Origin of the sequence: Cobetia sp. Dlab-2-AX, from assembly GCF_024124625.1 — a bacterium.
In the GTDB taxonomy this organism is placed as follows: domain Bacteria; phylum Pseudomonadota; class Gammaproteobacteria; order Pseudomonadales; family Halomonadaceae; genus Cobetia.
The window spans coordinates 438,164-457,885 of sequence record NZ_JAMXRV010000002.1; the positions used below are offsets into that span (position 1 = coordinate 438,164).

At 63.3% G+C, this 19,722-nt stretch carries 13 protein-coding genes; 3 read left to right on the forward strand and 10 right to left on the reverse strand.

Annotation, left to right across the window (positions count from 1 at the left end; translation table 11 throughout):
* Window positions 1-151 precede the first annotated feature (151 nt).
* Together gcvT and NH396_RS04975 are read right to left on the reverse strand one after the other, a co-directional pair.
* The gene (gcvT, locus tag NH396_RS04970) at window positions 152-1,267 is read right to left on the reverse strand and encodes a glycine cleavage system aminomethyltransferase GcvT (RefSeq protein ID WP_253062209.1); all 1,116 of its coding nucleotides are present in this window, start codon (window positions 1,265-1,267) and stop codon (window positions 152-154) included.
* A 228-nt stretch (window positions 1,268-1,495) separates the two neighbouring features.
* Entirely contained in the window at window positions 1,496-2,863 is a 1,368-nt protein-coding gene (locus tag NH396_RS04975; RefSeq protein WP_253062111.1) for a sodium:alanine symporter family protein, read from the reverse strand.
* 868 nt (window positions 2,864-3,731) lie between these two features.
* Between NH396_RS04975 and gcvH the strand changes: the two genes are divergently transcribed.
* Both gcvH and gcvP read left to right on the forward strand, forming a co-directional pair.
* Complete coding sequence (gene gcvH / locus NH396_RS04980; protein WP_175089829.1) at window positions 3,732-4,124, forward strand: glycine cleavage system protein GcvH; 393 nt, start codon at window positions 3,732-3,734, stop codon at window positions 4,122-4,124.
* A gap of 312 nt (window positions 4,125-4,436) precedes the next feature.
* A complete protein-coding gene (gene gcvP / locus NH396_RS04985) occupies window positions 4,437-7,331 on the forward strand; it encodes an aminomethyl-transferring glycine dehydrogenase (RefSeq protein ID WP_176676693.1) in 2,895 nt (964 codons plus the stop codon).
* A gap of 195 nt (window positions 7,332-7,526) precedes the next feature.
* Here gcvP and NH396_RS04990 read toward each other — a convergent pair whose 3' ends face one another.
* From NH396_RS04990 to NH396_RS05020, 7 genes are all read right to left on the reverse strand, one after another.
* Entirely contained in the window at window positions 7,527-9,269 is a 1,743-nt protein-coding gene (locus NH396_RS04990) for an ABC transporter substrate-binding protein (protein WP_175089827.1), read from the reverse strand.
* Between the two features lie 206 nt (window positions 9,270-9,475).
* A complete protein-coding gene (locus NH396_RS04995) occupies window positions 9,476-11,275 on the reverse strand; it encodes a DUF4955 domain-containing protein (protein WP_253062122.1) in 1,800 nt (599 codons plus the stop codon).
* Between the two features lie 389 nt (window positions 11,276-11,664).
* The gene (locus NH396_RS05000; RefSeq protein ID WP_176678314.1) at window positions 11,665-11,937 is read right to left on the reverse strand and encodes a DUF2160 domain-containing protein; all 273 of its coding nucleotides are present in this window, start codon (window positions 11,935-11,937) and stop codon (window positions 11,665-11,667) included.
* A gap of 73 nt (window positions 11,938-12,010) precedes the next feature.
* Window positions 12,011-12,811 (reverse strand): carbohydrate ABC transporter permease, encoded by an 801-nt coding sequence (locus tag NH396_RS05005; RefSeq protein WP_043334505.1) that lies wholly within the window; start codon window positions 12,809-12,811, stop codon window positions 12,011-12,013.
* Between the two features lie 11 nt (window positions 12,812-12,822).
* Window positions 12,823-13,692, reverse strand: coding sequence for a sugar ABC transporter permease (locus tag NH396_RS05010; protein ID WP_176676691.1), 870 nt, complete (start codon window positions 13,690-13,692; stop codon window positions 12,823-12,825).
* Window positions 13,692-14,930, reverse strand: a complete 1,239-nt coding sequence (locus NH396_RS05015) for an ABC transporter ATP-binding protein (RefSeq protein ID WP_176676690.1) — start codon at window positions 14,928-14,930, stop codon at window positions 13,692-13,694. Before NH396_RS05015 ends, NH396_RS05010 begins: the two co-directional genes overlap by 1 nt.
* Entirely contained in the window at window positions 14,930-16,084 is a 1,155-nt protein-coding gene (locus NH396_RS05020) for an ABC transporter ATP-binding protein (RefSeq protein WP_176676689.1), read from the reverse strand. Before NH396_RS05020 ends, NH396_RS05015 begins: the two co-directional genes overlap by 1 nt.
* Window positions 16,085-16,523: 439 nt before the next feature.
* On the opposite strand from NH396_RS05020, the gene NH396_RS05025 reads away from it, so the two are divergent.
* The gene (locus NH396_RS05025; protein WP_176676688.1) at window positions 16,524-18,674 is read left to right on the forward strand and encodes a sigma 54-interacting transcriptional regulator; all 2,151 of its coding nucleotides are present in this window, start codon (window positions 16,524-16,526) and stop codon (window positions 18,672-18,674) included.
* 194 nt (window positions 18,675-18,868) lie between these two features.
* On the opposite strand, the gene NH396_RS05030 is transcribed toward NH396_RS05025, so the two are convergent.
* Window positions 18,869-19,720 (reverse strand): ABC transporter permease, encoded by an 852-nt coding sequence (locus NH396_RS05030; RefSeq protein ID WP_176676687.1) that lies wholly within the window; start codon window positions 19,718-19,720, stop codon window positions 18,869-18,871.
* Window positions 19,721-19,722 lie beyond the last annotated feature (2 nt).

Consider the following 19,722-nt stretch of genomic DNA (forward strand, 5'->3'; position numbering starts at 1 on the left):
GCCCCCTCCCACATGCCCGTCTGCCAGACATGAAAAAGGGACTGCCTGGGCAGTCCCTTTTTCATGTCTGGTCAAAGTGCGTCCAGCAGCGGGTGATCGTCACGCCTCGTTGGCAATTCCGCTGACTGTGTCTCATCTGGCCACGGCGTGCTCAACCCCGATAGTAGCGCTGCTCGACGAACGGCATCTTCGTCACCGTCATCGGCAGGCGCTTGCCACGCACATCGGCAAACACTTCGGTCTCGAGTGCGCTGTGAGCGATGCTCACATAGCCCATCGCCACCGGCTTGCCATAGGTCGGCCCGAAGCTGCCGGAGGTCACCACACCGATACGATTGTCCTGGGCATCATAGAGCTCAGCCCCTTCGCGGATAGGCGCACGCCCGTGCGCGACCAGCCCTACCCGCTTGCGGGTGTGATCCTTGTTGGCGATCTGGGTCAGGATGACATCGGCCCCCGGGAAGCCGCCTTCACGCTCGCCACCCTGACGACGCACCTTGCCCAACGCCCAGATCAGGCTGCCTTCCACCGGTGAGGTGGTGGTATCGAGATCGTGACCGTACAGGCACAGCCCCGCCTCGAGACGCAGTGAATCCCGCGCGCCAAGCCCGATGAACTCCACCTCTTCCATCGCCAGCAACAGCCGCGCGAAGCGCACTGCGTCGGCATCGGGCACGGAGATCTCGAAGCCATCCTCGCCGGTGTAGCCACTGCGACTGACCCAACACTCGATACCCTCGATGGTGACATGGGCATGATGCATGAAGGTCAGCTCGCAGGCCTCGGGCGACAGACGCTGCATCACCGCATGAGCCATCGGCCCCTGCAGTGCGAGCAGCGCCCGATCTTCCAGCACCTCAAGCTCGATATCCATCGGCAGTCCTACCCGCAGATGTGCGATGTCCTGATCCTTGCAGGCAGCGTTCACCACCACGTAGAGGTGTTCACCGCCATTGACGATCATCAGGTCGTCCAGGATACCGCCGGTGTCGGAGGTCAGCAGGCCATAGCGCTGCATGCCCACCGGCAGGTCGATGATATCCGTCGGCACCAATGCCTCCAGCGCCGCCTGCACATTCTCGCCCCGCAGGATCAACTGCCCCATGTGCGAGACATCGAACAGCCCTGCCTTGGCGCGCGTGTGTTCATGCTCCTTCTTGACGCCAAGCGGGTACTGCACGGGCATGGAATAGCCGGCGAACTCGACCATCCTGGCCCCCTGCTCGACATGCAGGTCATGAAGGGCGGTCTGCTTGAGACCCGTCACTGCGGCGGAATCGGACATCGTCATTCTCCTGGTTGGCTTGCGATGACTCTCAGAGATGGCACACGAACGGCACACGCTCTCTGGAGGCTTGTTGTCATGGACACTGCTCACAAGAGCACCGTCGACTTGAACAGGGCGCCCTGCGCCTGCACCGCCCAGATCAGGTGGCCCGGGCGATGCACAAGGCAGTCAGTGGCACGGTAGGGCCAGGCGAGTCATCAGCGTCGTTCAGCGATCTTCGCCAGCCAGCACTTCCTTGCCATCAAAATAATCACGCGTCAGCTTGAAGACCACCGGCGACAGCAGCGCCAGACCGATCAGGTTCGGGATCGCCATCAACGCATTGAAGGTGTCCGCCATCAGCCAGATCAGGTCGAGCTTGGCCATCGCACCCAACGGAATCGCGATCACGAACACGATGCGATACAGCATGATGGCACGCGTACCGAACAGGTACTGGAAGCACTTCTCACCATAGAAGGACCAGCCAAGGATGGTGGTGAAGGCGAAGACCGCCAGCGCGATGGCCACCAGGTGGTTGCCCACACCCGGCAGCGCCTGATCGAAGGACATCGAGGTCAGGGCCGCGCCGGTCTCCCCGGAAGACCACAGGCCAGAGGTGATGATCGCCAGCGCCGTGATGGTGCAGATGATGATGGTGTCGATGAAGGTCCCCAGCATCGCGACCAGACCCTGGCGTACCGGGTTCTTGGTCTGCGCCGCCGCGTGGGCGATGGGCGCACTGCCCAGACCCGCTTCATTGGAGAAGATACCGCGCGCCACACCGAAGCGGATGGCGGCCATCACTGCTGCCCCGGCAAAGCCGCCGGTAGCCGCGACCGGATTGAAGGCATAGGTGAAGATGAGGCCGAAGGCATGACCGATCTGGTCGGCGTTGATCACCAGGATGATGATGCCGGCCAGGAAGTAGGCGATGGCCATGAACGGCACCAGCTTGCCGGCCACGCTGGAGATGCGCTTGATGCCACCGAGAATCACGGCGCCAGCCAGCACCATCATCACCACACCGGAGACCCAGTGCGGAATGTCGAAGGATGTTTCCAGCGCATCCGCGACCGAGTTGGACTGCACGGTGTTGCCGATACCGAAGGCCGCGAAGCAACCGAAGAAGGCGAAGGCACCGCCCAGCCAGCCCCACTTGGCACCCAGACCGTTGCGGATGTAGTACATCGGGCCACCGACATGGTTGCCGGTGTCATCGACTTCACGATAACGCACTGCACACACGGCCTCGGCGTACTTGGTCGCCATGCCGACCAGCGCGGTGATCCACATCCAGAAGATCGCCCCCGGGCCACCCAGCGCGATGGCGGTTGCCACGCCCGCGATGTTGCCGGTACCGATGGTCGCCGACAGCGACGTCATCAGGGCATTGAAAGGAGAAATCTCGCCGTCGCCATCCTTGCCCGGCGCACGACCATTCCACAACAGCTTGAAGCCGGTACCCAACTTGCGGATCGGCATGCCCTTTAGGCCTGCCTGAAGATAGAAGCCGACCCCGAGCAGCAGGATCAGCATCAATGGACCCCAGACGACGCCATTGATGGCACTAAAGACGGAACTGATCATTTCCACGCAGATTTCCTCCGCTGAATTGTTGTTATCACACGATGCGCAGTGACTCGTGGCGGTGCCATCCCCAGGTGGGTGATCGACCCGCGACGAGCCTCCCACGGCATTTTCACCGTTGGGACAGCCCACATTAGCGGAAGCTATCTCACTTCACTAGCCTAACAGGGCTTTACGCTGGCAGGTGAGGCAATCATTGCGTAAAAAGTACGATGAGACTGCGCCAACTCGCATGTTTCATCGCCTCATCGTGTCTTCTGGCAGCAGATCCTTCGCCCGGTGATCTCGAGACTGTCGAAAAAGGTCTCACAACAAACCGAACCGAATGACGAGCTAGATGCAGAGCCGCATGCCCGGCGCGGTCACGCTCAGGTGAACCTCGTTCAGCGTCTCCAGCGCTCTCATCAGGTTCGCTTTGCTTGAACGCATCAGGCATTGACAGCCGAGTCTTCACGACACAACATGGAAACAAGTTTCCGATAAGAAACTGCCGGCACCATAACGCGAGTTTGAGCGCCTCGCAACAGTGACCCGGACATCCTCGCCCACTGGCGCGACCCATCTCCCGCACTGCTGCGAGGTACTCAACCTCTCACGAGGTGTCACGGCGCACTAACAAGGCGCCGGGCGGCCCGGCCAACGATGCATAGCAATGGGCCAGGCAGGCCCATGATGGCGGGCTTCATGAGTGAACCACGCAAGACACTGGACGCCCGAGGAGTGACAGACCACGATAGAGGGACGGCCGTCAGCAGCACACGCCCAAAGTCGTAGCATCACGCGGCAGTCTGCCACTGCCACACGCTGGGACCTTGGGGCATAATGACGTACCGATTCCCTGAATCAGAAAATCTTTTCACATAGGAAAACACTCATGAGCAATATTCCCGCCACGCTGAAGTACACCGAGAGTCACGAGTGGGTTCAGGACAACGGCGATGGCACCGTGACCATCGGGATCACCGACCACGCCCAGGAGGCGCTTGGCGATGTCGTCTTCGTCGAACTGCCGGAAGTCGGCCGTGAGCTGGCACTGGAAGAAGAGTTCGGGGTCATCGAGTCCGTCAAGGCGGCCTCCGATCTGTACGCACCGCTGGCCGGTGAAGTCATCGCCGTCAACGAGAGCCTCGAAGACGCGCCGGAATCCGTCAACGAGAGCCCCTATGACGATGCCTGGATTCTGAAGATGAAGGTCGCTGACAGCGCCGAACTCGAAAAGCTGCTCGACGCTGATGCCTATTCTCAGCTGGTCGAAAGCGAAGCCTGATCGCCGTCAACCTCCTGTCCAGGCCGCAGTCACTCAGGGCAGGAGGTTTCAGCGCGTATCCGTGCTCGCATAAGTCACACTCGCGCACAGCCACCTTCTCGTGATTGCGCCACCCCGTTTCGATGGCACGACACCCCTGACACGACCGCCCTTGCAGGTCGCGCGGGGAGTGAAGCAACTGCAGCATGCTCGGCAGTGATGTCGATGCCCCCATGATTCCCGACGCCCTGCCCGCAGCCTCCTCGCTGGCACGGTGATGTTCCTCCCGCGGACTGCCCTCTGCAGTCCCCGTTGCAGCACAGGATTTCTTGCATGGCTCACGAGACGCTTACCCTGGCCCAGTTGGCCGGACACGACGATTTCATCTCCCGCCACAATGGGCCGACCGATGCCAATGTGACGCGCATGTTGGCGACGCTGGGCGAAGAGAGCATCGCCACGCTCATCGACCGCACGGTGCCCACCGCCATTCGTCTGGGCCGTGAGCTGGATCTCGAAGGGCCACGCACGGAATCCGAAGCACTGGACTACCTGAAGCGCCTCGCGCGTCAGAACAAGGTGTTCAAGACCTATATCGGCCAGGGTTACCACAACACCCACCTGCCGGCAGTCATCCAGCGCAACGTGCTGGAAAATCCGGGCTGGTACACCGCCTACACGCCGTATCAGCCGGAAATTGCCCAGGGCCGTCTCGAAGGACTGCTCAACTTCCAGCAGGCAGTGATGGACCTGACCGGCATGGAGCTGGCCAACGCCAGCCTGCTGGACGAAGCCACCGCCGCTGCAGAGGCCATGGCGCTGTGTCAGCGCGGCAACAAGAAGAGCAAGAGCAAGCGCTTCTTCATCGCCGATGATGTCCTGCCGCAGACCCTGGACGTCATGCGCACCCGCGCCGACTACTTCGGCTTCGAGCTGGTCATCGATGCCGCAGAGAACGTCGGCGAGCACGACATCTTCGGCGCCCTCTTCCAGTACCCGGGCAACACCGGCCAGGTGCGAGACCTCGCGCCGCTGCTGGACGCCGCGCGCGCCAATGGCGCGATGACCGTGGTGGCCGCCGACCTGCTGAGCCTGGTGCTGCTCAAGTCGCCGGGCAGCCTCGGTGCCGATATCGTCGTCGGTACCTCCCAGCGTTTCGGCGTGCCGATGGGCTTCGGCGGCCCGCACGCGGCCTTCTTCGCCACCACCGACAAGCTCAAGCGCTCCATCCCGGGCCGTATCATCGGCGTCTCCAAGGACTCACGCGGCAACCCGGCACTGCGCATGGCGATGCAGACTCGCGAGCAGCACATCCGCCGCGAGAAGGCGACTTCCAACATCTGTACCGCCCAGGCGCTGCTGGCCAACATCGCCGGCTTCTACGCCGTCTATCACGGTGCCGAGGGCCTCAAGCGCATCGCTACCCGCGTGCATCGCCTGACCAGCATTCTCGCCGAGGGCGTCAGCCGTTGCGGCATGGCACTGGCCCACGACAGCTGGTTTGACGCCATCACCGTGACCGGCGTGGATGAGGGCAAGATCCACGGTCGCGAACTGACCCACGAGATCAACCTGCGCCACCATGGCGACGGCCGCATCACCATCAACCTCGACGAGACCACCACCGCCGCTGACGTCGGCGTGCTGTTCGACGTGCTGCTCGGCGAAGAGCACGGCCTGTCCGTCGCCGCGCTGGACCAGGACCTGCTGGCCAAGGGCGCAAGCGCGATTCCGGCGGCCTGCCAGCGTGACAGCGACTTCCTGACTCACCCGACCTTCAGCCGCTACCACTCGGAAACCGAGATGCTGCGCTATCTGAAGCGTCTGGAGAACAAGGACCTGTCGCTGACCCACGCGATGATCCCGCTGGGCAGCTGCACCATGAAGCTGAACGCCACCACCGAGATGATCCCGGTCACCTGGCCCGAATTCGCCAACGTCCACCCCTTCGCACCGTCGGATCAGGTGGTCGGTTACAAGCAGATGATCGATGAGCTGTCGGCCTTCCTGGTCGAGATCACCGGCTACGACGCCATTTCCATGCAGCCGAATTCCGGCGCGCAGGGGGAATACGCTGGGCTGGTCGCGATCCGTCGCTACCAGGCCTCCATCGGCGAAGGCGCACGCGATATCTGCCTGATCCCAAGCTCCGCTCACGGCACCAACCCGGCTTCGGCCGCAATGGCCGCGATGAAGGTGGTGGTGGTCGAGTGTGACGCCAACGGCAACATCGACATCAAAGACCTGCGTGCCAAGGCCGAGCAGCACAGCGACAAGCTGTCCGCGATCATGATCACCTACCCGTCCACCCACGGCGTGTTCGAGGAAACCGTGCGCGAAGCCTGTCAGGTCGTTCACGACCACGGCGGCCAGGTCTACATCGACGGTGCCAACATGAACGCCCAGGTCGGCATCTGCCGCCCGGGGGACTTCGGCGGCGATGTCTCGCACCTCAACCTGCACAAGACCTTCTGCATTCCCCACGGTGGCGGTGGCCCGGGCATGGGCCCGATCGGCATCAAGGCCCACCTGGCGCCGTTCGTCTCCAACCACGTGGTCACCCCGCTGGAAGGCGTGAAACCGGAGTGCACCGCCGTCTCGGCCGCCGCCTTCGGTTCCGCGGCGATCCTGCCGATCTCATGGGCCTACATCAAGATGATGGGCGCGCAGGGGCTGCGTGAAGCCACCGAGCTTGCGATCCTCAACGCCAACTACATCGCCACGCGTCTCGATGGGCACTATCCGGTGCTCTACCGCGGCAAGAACGGCACCGTGGCGCATGAGTGCATCATCGATATCCGCCCGCTGAAGGCCGCTTCCGGCATCAGCGAGGAGGACATCGCCAAGCGTCTGATCGACTACGGCTTCCACGCGCCGACCATGTCGTTCCCGGTGGCGGGCACCCTGATGGTCGAGCCCACCGAGTCCGAGTCGCTCTACGAGATCGACCGTTTCTGTGAGGCGCTGATCGCGATCCGCGCCGAGATCGCCCGTGTCGAGCAAGGCGAGTGGACACTGGAAGACAACCCGCTGGTGCACGCGCCGCACACCCAGGCCGACCTGATGGACGCCGAGTGGACGCGCAGCTACTCCCGCGAGATCGGCGCCTTCCCCAGCGAGCACGTCAAGGCCGCCAAGCAGTGGCCGGCGGTCAACCGGGTCGACAACGTGCACGGCGATCGTCAGTTGATCTGCTCCTGCCCGAGCATCGATCTCTACCGTGATTGAGAGCGGCGATTGAGGGCCGTGACTGAGAGCGGTAATGGAAGGCCGTAACGGCAAGCCAGCCATGAGGCAGTGATGAAACGCTGTCGCTGATCGCTCTGGCACAAGAACGCCCCTGCCGGGAAACCGGCAGGGGCGTTGTCGTTGCTGCTGTCTTTCACGAGACTGCTCGAAGGCGCAGTGTCGCGCCAGTCGCGTTTACTCCTTCCAGCTCTTGAGCAGCTCGTCGTAGGCGATGGTCTCGCCCTTGGGCTTCTCGTTGTCCAGCTTGGCCTTCGGCGCACCCGGCTGGGCGAACCAGTACTCCGCATCACGCTCCTCGTTGAGCTTCGGACCACAGTTGTCCATCACCTTGGCGCGCTCGAGACGCTCGAGAATGCGGTCCTGTGCCTTGGCCAGGCCATCGAGGGCTTCCTGTGGCGTGGCTTCGCCACTGGCGGCCTGGGAGATGTACTGCCACCACAGCTGAGCAAGCTTGGGATAGTCCGGCACGTTGGTCCCGGTCGGCGACCACTGCACTCGCGCCGGGCTGCGATAGAACTCGACCAGACCGCCCAGCTTCGGCGCGGCATCGGTCATCGCCTGGGACTGGATATCCGACTCGCGGATCGGCGTCAGCCCTTCCAGGGTCTTCTTGAGCGAGACGGTCTTGGCAGTGACGAACTGCGCGTACAGCCAGGCCGCGTGACGATTCTTCTCCGGCGTGGAATCGAAGAAGGTCCAGGCGCCCACGTCCTGATAGCCAAGCTTCATGCCCTCTTCCCAGTACGGGCCATGCGGCGACGGCGCCATGCGCCACTTCGGGGTGCCATCGTCGTTGACCACCGGCAGGCCATCCCGCGTCATGTCGGCGGTAAAGGCGGTGTACCAGAAGATCTGCTGGGCGATGTTGCCCTGGGACGGCACCGGACCGGACTCGGAGAAGGTCATGCCCTGGGCTTCCGGCGGTGCGTACTTGCCCAGCCAGTCGACATACTTGGTGGTGGCATAGACGGCCGCCGGGCCGTTGGCCGCGCCGCCACGTGTCACCGAGGAGCCCACCGGCTGACATTCCTCGACACGAATGCCCCACTCGTCCACCGGCAGGCCATTGGGCAGGCCCTTGTCGCCGGCACCCGCCATGGAGAACCAGGCATCGGTGAAGCGCCAGCCGAGTGACGGGTCCTTCTTGCCGTAATCCATGTGGCCGTAGACGCGCTCACCGTCGATTTCCTTGACGTCATTGGTGAAGAAATCGGCGATGTCCTCATAGGCCGACCAGTTGACCGGCACCCCCAGCTCGTAGCCGTACTTGTCCTTGAACTGCTTCTTCAGGTCTTCGCGCTCGAACCAGTCGGCACGGAACCAGTAAAGGTTGGCGAACTGCTGGTCCGGCAGCTGATAGAGCTTGTCATCCGGGCCGGTGGTGAAATCCAGCCCGATGAAGTCGTCCAGATCCAGCGTCGGCGAGGTGAAGGCCTTGCCGTCGCCTTCCATCATGTCGCTGATCGGCACGACCTTGCCATAGCGGAAGTGCGTGCCGATCAAGTCGGAATCATTGACGTAGCCATCGTAGATATTACGCCCGGATTGCATCTGGGTCTGCAGTTTCTCGATGACGTCGCCTTCCTGAATCAAGTCGTGGGTCAGCTTGATGCCGGTGATCTCGCTGAAGGCCTTGGCCAGCACCTTTGACTCATATTCATGGGTGGTCAGGGTTTCCGAGGCCACCTTGATTTCCATGCCGCGCAGCGGTTCAGCGGCCTTGATGAACCACTCGAGTTCGGACATCTGCTCGTCCTTGCTCAGCGTGGAGGGTGAGAACTCCTGATCGATCCACTTCCTTGCCGCATCCTGATACTGATCGGCCGTGGCCTGGCTGGAGAGGCCGGCGAGCCCCGCCGCCGTGGCGAAGGCGATGGCGTAACGCAGGCGTGCGGGTCGAATGATGTGCTGACTCATGGGATGTCCCTTCATTGGCGTTATTGTTGTGTCGCGTCTTCCAACAACCACTTCCGTCAATCACGTGTCGCGCGGCGCGATTCGCCGCCTTGCTTGCTCTCGGTGCTGCTCGTCCTCCTGCCGTTCCAATCTGCTGTCGTTGGCTGCTGCTCTGTTGTCCTCGTTGCACTGCGGCCCTGCTGCTCGATGGGCCGAGCGGCTGGCTATCACTCTTGCGTCTCATGCAACAGCTCGCGTTGGGCGCGGTAGAGCGAGGCAGGCTTCACGGCCTCGCCCGGTGACTCGACGCGTGCCTGCAAGGCATCCATCGGCGGCAAGGGGTCATACTCGGTCACGCCCTTGGCATTCATCACCCGGGCATAGTCATGACGATTGGCGATGCCCAGCGCATGCCCGGTCGCCCCGACGACCGTCGGCATGATCACCTTGCCGAAATGAGAATCGGCGCGCATGAAGGGCCAGGCAGCATGTGGCTTGCCGGTATTGACCGGATTCCACAGCACCAGCCCGCGCAGATGATTGGGCTGATGGCCGACACTGGCGCCCCAACGGTCGCGCACATGACCACCGCGCTTTTGATCGAACACGTTGTCGCGCGATTGCTGACCATGCAGTTCGATACCACTGTCACCGGCGTGCTCCAGTTCAAGGTAGACGTTATGGGTCGCGTAGCGGGCCACTCCCGGTGCATGCCAGGCATGACTTTGGTCGACTACCTGGCGAGCCAGTACCTGATTGCTGTCACTGATCGTCATCGCGATATGCCCGGGCTTGCCGGTCATCGTAACGTCTTCGAGTGTCAGCTGTGAGCTGTGGCGCACCTTCACCCCCTGATTGAAACTGTCGAGCCGTACGTCACGCACCCAGCCATCCGTGATGCCATCCAGGTCCAGAAGGCCGAAGCCGCTGTCATCCTCGGCGCTGCGGTGATGCTTGAAGTGCCCACGCCAGTTGCCCTTGAGCGTGATGCCCTGCACCCCGACTTCCCGCGCCGGGTGCAGACGAGCGATGCGCCACTGCTCACCGGGAAAGCGCTCATGCACCACCGGCAGCGAGAGCGTGAGGCGGTGGCCGTCACGTGCCACCACGCGGTAGCGCGCCCGCTTGAACACTCCATCACGCTCGATCAACCAGCGTGACTCGCCGGTGCTGGCGTCCTTTTCCATCTGATAGGGCGCCAGGGCACGGGCCACTGCCTCAGGCCGCTTGTCGATGCTCTCAAGCAGCACCTCATCGCCTGGCGCGAGCGCTGCGTCATCTGATTCATCCGTCTCATCCGCCAGCGTGATCGTGTCCTGCGTATCCGCCGGCTGCCGGTGACTCGTCGGCGTGACGGCTTGCCATGCTTCCTGCTTGCCACCCTCGGCCAGATTGCCCAGATGGAGCAGCCAGGGAGTGCTCCAGTACCAGCTGGCGTGCAACGGCAGCATCGGCCGGGTCTGCCTGAGGTGCGTGACATCACTGCCCGCGCCCATCAAGGTCCAGTGACTGCCTGCCAGACTCAAACCCTGCATCTTGAGCAGTGCCTCGCGCAGCGCCTGCTGGCGTTCTGAGTCCGCCACCGCGGCTTTCAGTGCCACCAGGCGGGAATGAAACCAGTCGCGTTCGGCCGCCCCATACACCACGTACTCCCCCGCCGGGAAATACAGCACGCCGCGGCGCGCGGGGCGGTCGGCGTCATCACTGCCCTGGCGCTGCCAGTCACGCATGGCGGCATGCGCCTTGAGAATGGCGCGGCGATCACTCAGGGTGTCACTGCCATCCGCGCCGTAGGCCGTGACATCGAATCGGCGCAGCGCGCCTTTTTCGCTCTCGTCTGGCGTGACCTTTTCTGCCTCGCCCTTTCCTGGCGCTTCACCAGCATCATGTGGCTCAAGCGCAAGTGCCGGCAGTGCCTCGCCCTGATGGTAGCCGGCGCGGGAAACGTCAGGCAGTGGCAGTGGCTTGCGCGCCTCGGCTGGGCGGGTCTGATTGGCCTGCCACTGGAGCTGATACTGCTGCCACAATGTTGATTGCCCTGCATCTTCCGTTTCGCCATTCCCAACCTGCTGATCAGGCGTCGTGGCGTCCAAGGTGGCGAGCGGTGTACCGGCCCACCAACCGAGGACGACAACGCAGGCAATGCTCAGCCCTGTCACGCCCGTCCAGAGTCGACGGCGGTTCTTGCGGCCCGGCGAGGGAGAATCGCCATTCAAGGCCCCTTTTGAGGCACTATCTGCAGACGAGCGATGCGGTGAGCGAGATGACGACATGCAACGAGATTCCAGAGCGGCGAATGTCACTGGCGGATGCCAGTCAGAACCGCTTGGGACTCCCCTCAGGCTGTCCAGTTCCGTGTTGCCACCGGGCGACGCTGCCTGTCGTCAGCGCTCTCCTCTCCACCTCTCCCCGCATGTCATCCCCACTTCATCAACACCAGCATCCAGACGACACACACGATGCTGATGATCCACAACACCTGGTCGGTAAAGCCCAACCACAGCAGATGCAGCCAGCCACTGGAGAGCAGGCCGATGAACAGTCTGTCGCCCCGCGTGGTCGCGATGGGCAGAAAGCCCTGACGACTCAACGTCGGGGTCACGAACTGCCAGGCGGTCATGCCCAGCAGCAGGATGCCGATACCGGCAAAGAAGAGTGACGTGGGCAGTGTCCAGGCCATCCATTCCATCATCATGTCCTCTTGTGAGCCGCCAGCAGAGACTTGCTGACGGCAATGACAGCGGCGCTCGACCTGGTGCCGATCATACCCGGCCCAGGGCGAAGCCCTTGGCGACATGGTTGCGCACGAAGTAGATCACCAGTATGCCGGGAATCAGCGTCAAGGCACCGGCGGCGGCCAGCACGCCCCAGTCGATGCCCGAGGCCGAGACCGTTCGCGTCATGACCGCCGCTATCGGTTTCGCCTCCGTCGAGGTCAGGGTTCGCGCCAGCAACAGCTCCACCCACGAGAACATGAAGCAGAAGAAGGCGGTCACCCCGATGCCCGGGCGAATCATCGGAATGAACAGCGTCAGGAAGAAGCGCGGGAAGCTGTAGCCGTCGATATAGGCCGTCTCGTCGATCTCCTTGGGCACGCCGGACATGAAGCCCTCCAGAATCCAGACCGCCAGCGGCACGTTGAACAGACAGTGCGCGAGCGCCACCGCCAGCGGGGTATCGAACAGTCCCACCGAGGAATAGAGCTGAAAGAACGGCAGCAGGAAGACCGCCGGCGGCGCCATGCGATTGGTCAAGAGCCAGAAGAACAGATGCTTGTCGCCCAGGAAGCGATAGCGCGAGAAGGCATAGGCCGCCGGCAGCGCCACCGCCAGCGAGATGAGCATGTTGAGCACCACGTAGCTCATCGAGTTGAGGTAGCCCATGTACCAGCTGGGGTCGGTGAAGATCACCCGATAGTTGTCGAAGGTGAAGTTCTCGGGCCACAGGGTCAGGCCGCCGAGAATCTCCTGATTCGACTTGAAGGACATGATCAGCAGCCAGTAGATCGGCACCAGCAGAAACAGCAGATAGATCGTCATTACCAGACGCTTGCGTGTGGTCATCACTCGTCTCCTCAGGCGTCGTCACTGTCCTGATGGGTCATGGCGGTATAGAACAGCCACGAGACCAGCAGGATGATGAGGAAGTAGATCAGCGAGAAGGCAGCGGCACGTCCAAGATCGAACTGGCCGATCGCCATCTGGGTCAAGGTCTGGGACAGGAAGGTAGTGGTGGTACCCGGCCCGCCACCGGTGAGCACGAAGGGTTCGGTGTAGATCATGAAGCTGTCCATGAAGCGCAACATGATGCCGATCAACAGCACGCTCTTGAGCTTGGGCAGCTGGATGTAGCGGAACACGGCCCAGGGCGAGGCACGGTCGATGCGCGCGGCCTGGTAATAGACATCGGGAATGGCACGCAGCCCCGAATAGCACAGCAGCGCCACCAGCGACGTCCAGTGCCAGACATCCATCACCAGTACCGTCACCCAGGCGTCGGCCGGATTGGAGGCGTAGTTGTAGTCGATGCCTAGCTGGCCCAGCGCCCAGCCATAGAGGCCGATGTCCTCACGACCGATGATCTGCCAGATGGTGCCGACCACATTCCAGGGAATCAGCAGCGGCAAGGCCAGCAGAATCATGCACAGCGAGACCATGAAGCCCTTGCGCGGCATCGAGAGCGCCACTGCGATCCCCAGTGGAATCTCGATGGCCAGCACCGCGAAGGAATAGACGAACTGCCGGATCAGCGAGTCGTGCAGGCGCTCGTCACGCAGGATCTCGCGATACCATTCGGTGCCGACGAAGAATCGCGTGGAGGGATCGAAGATGTCCTGCACCGAGTAGTTGACCACCGTCATCATCGGGACGATGGCCGAGAATGCCACCACGATGACTACCGGCAGCACCAGCCACCAGGCACGATTGTTGTGTGTGCGTTGCATCAGGCATTCCCTCCCGGCCGCTCTCCACTTTCCCCTCTGACAGAGCCGCCACTCTCCCCTCTGGCAAAGCCGTCCGCCTCGCCACTGTCGGACACACCGGCCTGTGACAGGTCCAGCAGATGCTCATCGAGATAGAAGCGCTGCCAGCGGGCCGGCAGGCGAAGACGCACGCGGCCTGCCGGCAGTGGCGCATCTTCCTCGATACGCGCCTTGAACAGGCAGCCGCCGCCGATGTCGAGGTCCACCACCTTGTAGGTCCCCAGGTCCTGCACCAGCGTGACCTGACCACTCAGCCAATGCTCGCGGGTGTCGGGAACCACCGCCGCCGATGAGCTGTCGCTGGCCTCGAGTTCGACGAACTCCGGCCGGATGCCCAGCTTCAGCTCGCCCTTGCGCTCCGCCAGTGTCGCCAGCAGCGCTTGTGGAAGATGCAGCAGGGGGGCGTCCTCCCCCGTGCCGAGCCGCACGCCCTGCGATTCCAGCGTGATGCTGGCCAGATTCATCCCCGGCGAGCCGATGAAGTAGCCCACGAAGGTGTGAGCAGGGTCCTCGAACAGCTCGCGCGGGGTGCCGAACTGCACGATGCGGCCTTCATACATCACCGCGATCTTGTCGGCGAAGGTCGAGGCCTCCAGCTGATCATGGGTGACGTAGACCATGGTGATGTTGAATTGCTCATGGATCTGCTTGAGCTTGCGGCGCAGCTTCCACTTGAGGTGGGGGTCGATGACCGTCAGTGGTTCATCGAACAGGATGGCGGCCACGTCATCGCGCACCAGGCCACGGCCCATCGAGACCTTCTGCTTCTCATCGGCCGTCAGGTTGCTGGCACGTCGCGTGAGCAGGTCTTCCAGCTCCAGCACCTGAGCGATCTCACGCACCCGGGACTGTACCTTGTGCTCCGGCTGGCGCTGATTGCGCAGCGGGAAGGCCAGATTGTCGAAGACCGACATGGTGTCGTAGACCACCGGGAACTGGAACACCTGGGCGATGTTGCGCTCTTCCGGCGGCAGCCGATTGACCACGCGATCATCGAAGCGCACCTCGCCCTCGGAGGGGGCCAGCAACCCGGAGATGATGTTGAGCAACGTGCTCTTGCCACACCCCGACGGGCCGAGCAGTGCATAGGCGCCGCCCTGCTGCCAGACATGATTCATGCGCCGGATGGCGTAATCACTGTCCGCGGTGGGCGCCGCCAGGTAGCTGTGCGCCAGGTCATTGAGGTGTATTTCCGCCATCAGGCCAGCCCTCCGCCAGTCGTGGTGGGTCGCTCGGGCGAGCGGATCAGTGCCCCATCGCCACGCTGTACCGCACCGTCATCGCCATCGGCGGCGTAGACGAACAGCTTGTGGGCGGGGGCATAGACGCGGATGGCATCATCCACGGCGAAGTCGTGAATGCCGGCCAGATGCAGGACCAGCGAGTGATCGGCATTGCTGACATGCAGGAAGGTCTCGGAGCCGGAGATCTCGGCGATATCCACCGTGACGGCGAACTCCAGATCATCATCGGCCAGCGGTGCCAGCCCCAGATGGCTGGGGCGGATACCGAAGCGATAGGCCCCGCTCTCGATCCCCGCCAGTGGCGCGGGCAGCACGAAACGGCTGCCCTGCTCGCTGGCACTGGCCGCACCGGAGAACGCCAGCTCACGCCCGCGCACCTCGGCCTCGAACAGATTGATCTGCGGCTCGGAGTAGAGCTTCGCCGCCTCGACACTCAGCGGATGATGGTAGACGGCCTCGGTAGGCCCGGACTGCAACACCCGCCCTTCATGCATCAGCGTGGTGGTACCGCCGAGCGCCAGTGCCTCGCCGGGCTCGGTGGTGGCGTAGACGGCGATGGTGTTGCGGGTCGCGAACAGGCTGCGCATCTCGTGGCGCAGTTCTTCGCGCAGCTTGTAGTCGAGATTGACCAGCGGCTCATCGAACAGCACCAGGTCGGCGTCCTTGACCAGCGCCCGCGCCATGGCCGTGCGCTGCTGCTGGCCACCGGACAGCTCCGCTGGCTGACGCGCAAGAAACTGCTCGATATGCAGCATCTCGGCAATCTCGTGTACGCGGCGGCGGATTTCCTCAGGCGCCATGCGCGCCAGCTTCAAAGGCGAGGCGATATTGTCGTAGACGCTCAGGCTCGGGTAGTTGATGAACTGCTGATAGACCATCGAGATGTTGCGCTCGCGCACCGGACGGCCGGTCACGTCCTCGCCGTTCATCACGATGCGTCCGTCACTGGGCACATCGAGACCCGCCATCAGGCGCATCAGCGACGTCTTTCCTGACAGGGTGCGTCCCAGCAGCACATTGAAGGAGCCGGGTTCGAAGGTCAGATCCACCCTGTCGATATGGGTCTCGCGGCCAACCCGGCGGGTGACCGCCTCAAGGCTCAAGGACATGGCGCTGTCTCGTCTGGTGAAAGTCATCGGGGCAAGGACACGGCCAACCACTGCCGAGTGTTCACACCCGCCTGGTGACTATCCTCAAGCGAACCCTGTGCCAGCCGCGCGCCGACACTTGCCCACAGACACCCTCCATCGACCACCGGAGGTCGCCAGATTCCTCTCTTTTGTCGATCATTCAGTGACTTGCCAGATGCGACCAAGGCAGGGGCAGACCATGGTCTAGCCCGTCATACGCGCCGTCTGCCGCTACTCTGGTGAACAGTATCTGAACACTGGAGTCCTCGGAACTGAACACTCACCACACACAAGTGAACATTGCCGTGAACACTCCCCCCAGATCGATAAAAGCACCGAAAACAGCATCGATCACAGCACCGGTCAAAGCACCAATAACAACAGAGGCCTGAAAGGCCCGCCGCACAAGGGACGTCGCATGCCACTACCCCACGCCGCCAAGCATTCAGCGCGCCACGCTGCCCAACATTCGGCCAAGCATCCAGCCCGCCACGCGGAGGATCAGGCGCTCGATCCAGGCGCCGCCTGCGCAACGCCTGCGGCGGCTCTCTCCTCTGCCCTTCCCTCTTCTCCTCCCTCTTCTTTCCCCTCGGCGCTGCCGGCCTCAACCCTCAGGTGTCCGCCGGAGGAGCTCGTCTGGCGTCAGCGTCAGGCCGCCAGCCTGATGGCGACGGTGGCGTCAGCAGTCACCGGCCATACCCTCAACCTGCTCGATCATTGGCAGGCGTGTCTGGTGTTGACCGACCGCGACGGCGTGGTGCTGGCAAGCTACGGCCATCAACAGCTGCTGGGCCATGACGCCGCCCTGTTGCACCCCGGCGCGCGCTGGCGTGAGGAGTCATTGGGCCACAACGCCATCGCCGAGACCCTGAATGCACCGCGCGCCAATCGTCTGGCGCGCATCGCGCTCGAGGCGCATGACGCCGAATGTCTCAAGGGGCTGGCCAGCGCCAGTGCCGCTCTGCTGGCACCCGCCAGCTGGAGTGCCAGTCGCGGCCTGACGCCCGGCGCCTGCGAGGGGTGCCTGGGGCTGATCTGCGATCCCTACCGTGTGCGCCAATACAGCCTTGGCATGCTCGGCGTACTGGCGGATGACATCGAGCAACGCCGTCTGAGCGAGGCGCACGGGCACGACCATCACCTGTTACGCCTGCATCTCAACCGCTCGCAGCTGGATTCGCCCAGCGCGGCCCTGCTGGCCATCACGCCGCAAGGTCAGGTCGCGGCTGCCAGTCGCCGGGGGCTGCAGTTGCTGGCGTCTCATCTTGAGCTTCCGTCAGACCCTGACAGCGCATCCCATGAAGCGAACAGCACAGTCCGCGCAGCGGGCAGCGATAGCTGCGCCACCCGCGATGACATCCACCTGCTGCTGGGCCAGCCGCTGGCACGCTGGCAGCTGGACTGGGCGCCGCTGGCCCAGCTCGCCGATGCGCAGTGCCTGACGCTCACCCAGCACCCACGCTTCACTGGCTACACCCTGCGCGCAGTCCTGCCCAGGCCACGGGTCGTGGCCCGCGCACCGGCTGAGCCCCCGGAAAGCAAGACACCGGCCGAAACCGCCACTCGAGAGACTGCGTGCCACCCGAGCCTCGCGCGCCTGCATCATGGCGATGCCGGCTGGGCCAGGGTCTGCGAACTGCTGGCACGGCTGGTGGACGCACGCCTGCCGCTGCTGCTGCAGGGCGAGACCGGCGTCGGCAAGGAGGAAGTGGTCAAGGCGCTGCATCAGGCCAGTCATCGCGCCCATCAACCGCTGGTCGCCATCAACTGCGCCGCCTTGCCTGATGAGCTGGTCGAGGCAGAGCTGTTCGGCTATCGGCGAGGCGCCTTTACCGGCGCCGACCCCGCCGGACGCGAAGGCCGCCTGCTCGAGGCCAATGGCGGGCGCCTGTTTCTGGATGAGATCGGCGACATGCCACTGCATGTGCAGGCGCGTCTGCTGCGCGTGCTGCAGGAGCGTGAAGTCACCCCGCTGGGCGGCGGCAAGCCGCAGCGGGTCGATTTCGAACTGGTCGCCGCCACCCATCAGCCCCTCAGTGAGCTGGTCAAGGCCGGGCGCTTCCGGGCGGATCTCTACTATCGCCTGTGCGGTGCCACCATCGCCCTGCCACCACTGAGGGAGCGTCACGACATCGCCGGCCTGAGTCGTGCCCTGCTGACACGGTTGTGCCGGGAGCAGCAACGTGAGCCGCCGCGCATCACGCCCGCCTTCCTCGATCGCCTCACCCAGCATGACTGGCCCGGCAACGTGCGCGAGCTGGACAACGTGCTGCGTCTGGCGCTGGCACTGTGCGATGGGCTGGCTCTGGAGCCGTGCCATGTGATGCTGGCGGGCGACTGTCTCGCATCACAGAACGAATGCCTCGCGGTAGAAGGCGACTGTCCAGCAGCAGAGGGCCAAATCGCCCGCCAGCCCTCGCAATCGAGCGGCCAATCCTCACTGCATGATCTCTCCAGCGCCGAGGAGCTGCAGAGTGCGCTGGACGCGCTGGGTGGCAACGTCTCGCGTCTCGCGCGGGAGCTGGGCATCAGTCGCACCACGCTCTACAAGCGACTCGGCGCGGCCTGACGAAGCAGGCTTTTTCTCAAGCCCTGTCTCCAAGCCCTATTTTCAAGCCCTGGCCCTGAAACACCCACGCCCCCGCAGAGTCTGTCTGCGGGGGCGTGGGTGTTTCTTGCGACTCCTGTTTCTCACCGCTATCAAGCGCTCAGCACTCAAGGGCAGAGAGCAAAGAGCAGAGGGCAGACGGCAGAGGACAAAGATCAGCTCGGCGTCAGGCCGCGCAGACGTTCATTGCGACGGCGAATCAGCTCCAGTGTCGCCAGCAGAAGGATCGAGACCAGCACCAGCAGCGTGGCCACCGCCAGGATCGTCGGGCTGATCTCCTCGCGGATACCGGACCACATCTGGATCGGGATGGTGGTCTGCGCCGGCCCGGCGATGAACAGCACCACCACCACCTCATCGAACGAGGTGATGAAGGCGAACAACGCACCGGACACCACCCCCGGCGTCACCAGCGGCAGGATGATGCGGAAGAAGGTGCGACTCGGACTGGCCCCCAGCGAGTGTGCCGCACGTGTCAGCGAGTGATCGAAGCCGGACAGCGTCGCCGTCACCGTGATCACCACGAAGGGAATGCCCAGCGCCGTGTGCGCCAGAATCACGCCCAGATAGGTCTGGGTCAGCCCCAGTTTCGAGAAGAAGAAGAACATCGCCGCGGCGCTGATGATCAGCGGCACGATCATCGGCGAGATCAGGATCGCCATGATGGTATTGCGAAACGGCATGAAGCGGCTGGAAAGCCCCAGTGCGGCAAGCGTGCCCAGTACCGTGGCCAGAACCGTCGCGCACACCGCCACGATGATGCTGTTCTTGATCGAGCGCATCCACTCATCCGAGGTGAAGAACTCCTGATACCAGCGCAGCGAGTAGCCCTCCGGGTCCAGCGACAGCATCTTCTCCGAGAAGGTGAAGTAGGGTTCGGCATTGAACGAGAGCGGAATGATCACCAGGATCGGCCCGATCAGGAACAGGAAGATCAGCGCGCAGAGCACGCAGAACACCCAATGCCAGATCCGCTCACCACGAGTTGCATAGGAAGGTATGGCCATCT

Excerpts from the sequence above, each read along its gene's own strand:
- NH396_RS05020 (WP_176676689.1), bottom strand. The coding sequence starts at position 16,084 with ATGTCCTTGAGCCTTGAGGCGGTCACCCGCCGGGTTGGCCGCGAGACC.
- gcvH (WP_175089829.1), top strand. The coding sequence starts at position 3,732 with ATGAGCAATATTCCCGCCACGCTGAAGTACACCGAGAGTCACGAGTGG.
- NH396_RS05015 (WP_176676690.1), bottom strand. The coding sequence starts at position 14,930 with ATGGCGGAAATACACCTCAATGACCTGGCGCACAGCTACCTGGCGGCG.
- gcvP (WP_176676693.1), top strand. The coding sequence starts at position 4,437 with ATGGCTCACGAGACGCTTACCCTGGCCCAGTTGGCCGGACACGACGAT.
- NH396_RS05005 (WP_043334505.1), bottom strand. The coding sequence starts at position 12,811 with ATGACCACACGCAAGCGTCTGGTAATGACGATCTATCTGCTGTTTCTG.
- NH396_RS05030 (WP_176676687.1), bottom strand. The coding sequence starts at position 19,720 with ATGGCCATACCTTCCTATGCAACTCGTGGTGAGCGGATCTGGCATTGG.
- NH396_RS05010 (WP_176676691.1), bottom strand. The coding sequence starts at position 13,692 with ATGCAACGCACACACAACAATCGTGCCTGGTGGCTGGTGCTGCCGGTA.
- NH396_RS04990 (WP_175089827.1), bottom strand. The coding sequence starts at position 9,269 with ATGAGTCAGCACATCATTCGACCCGCACGCCTGCGTTACGCCATCGCC.
- NH396_RS05025 (WP_176676688.1), top strand. The coding sequence starts at position 16,524 with ATGCCACTACCCCACGCCGCCAAGCATTCAGCGCGCCACGCTGCCCAA.
- NH396_RS05000 (WP_176678314.1), bottom strand. The coding sequence starts at position 11,937 with ATGGAATGGATGGCCTGGACACTGCCCACGTCACTCTTCTTTGCCGGT.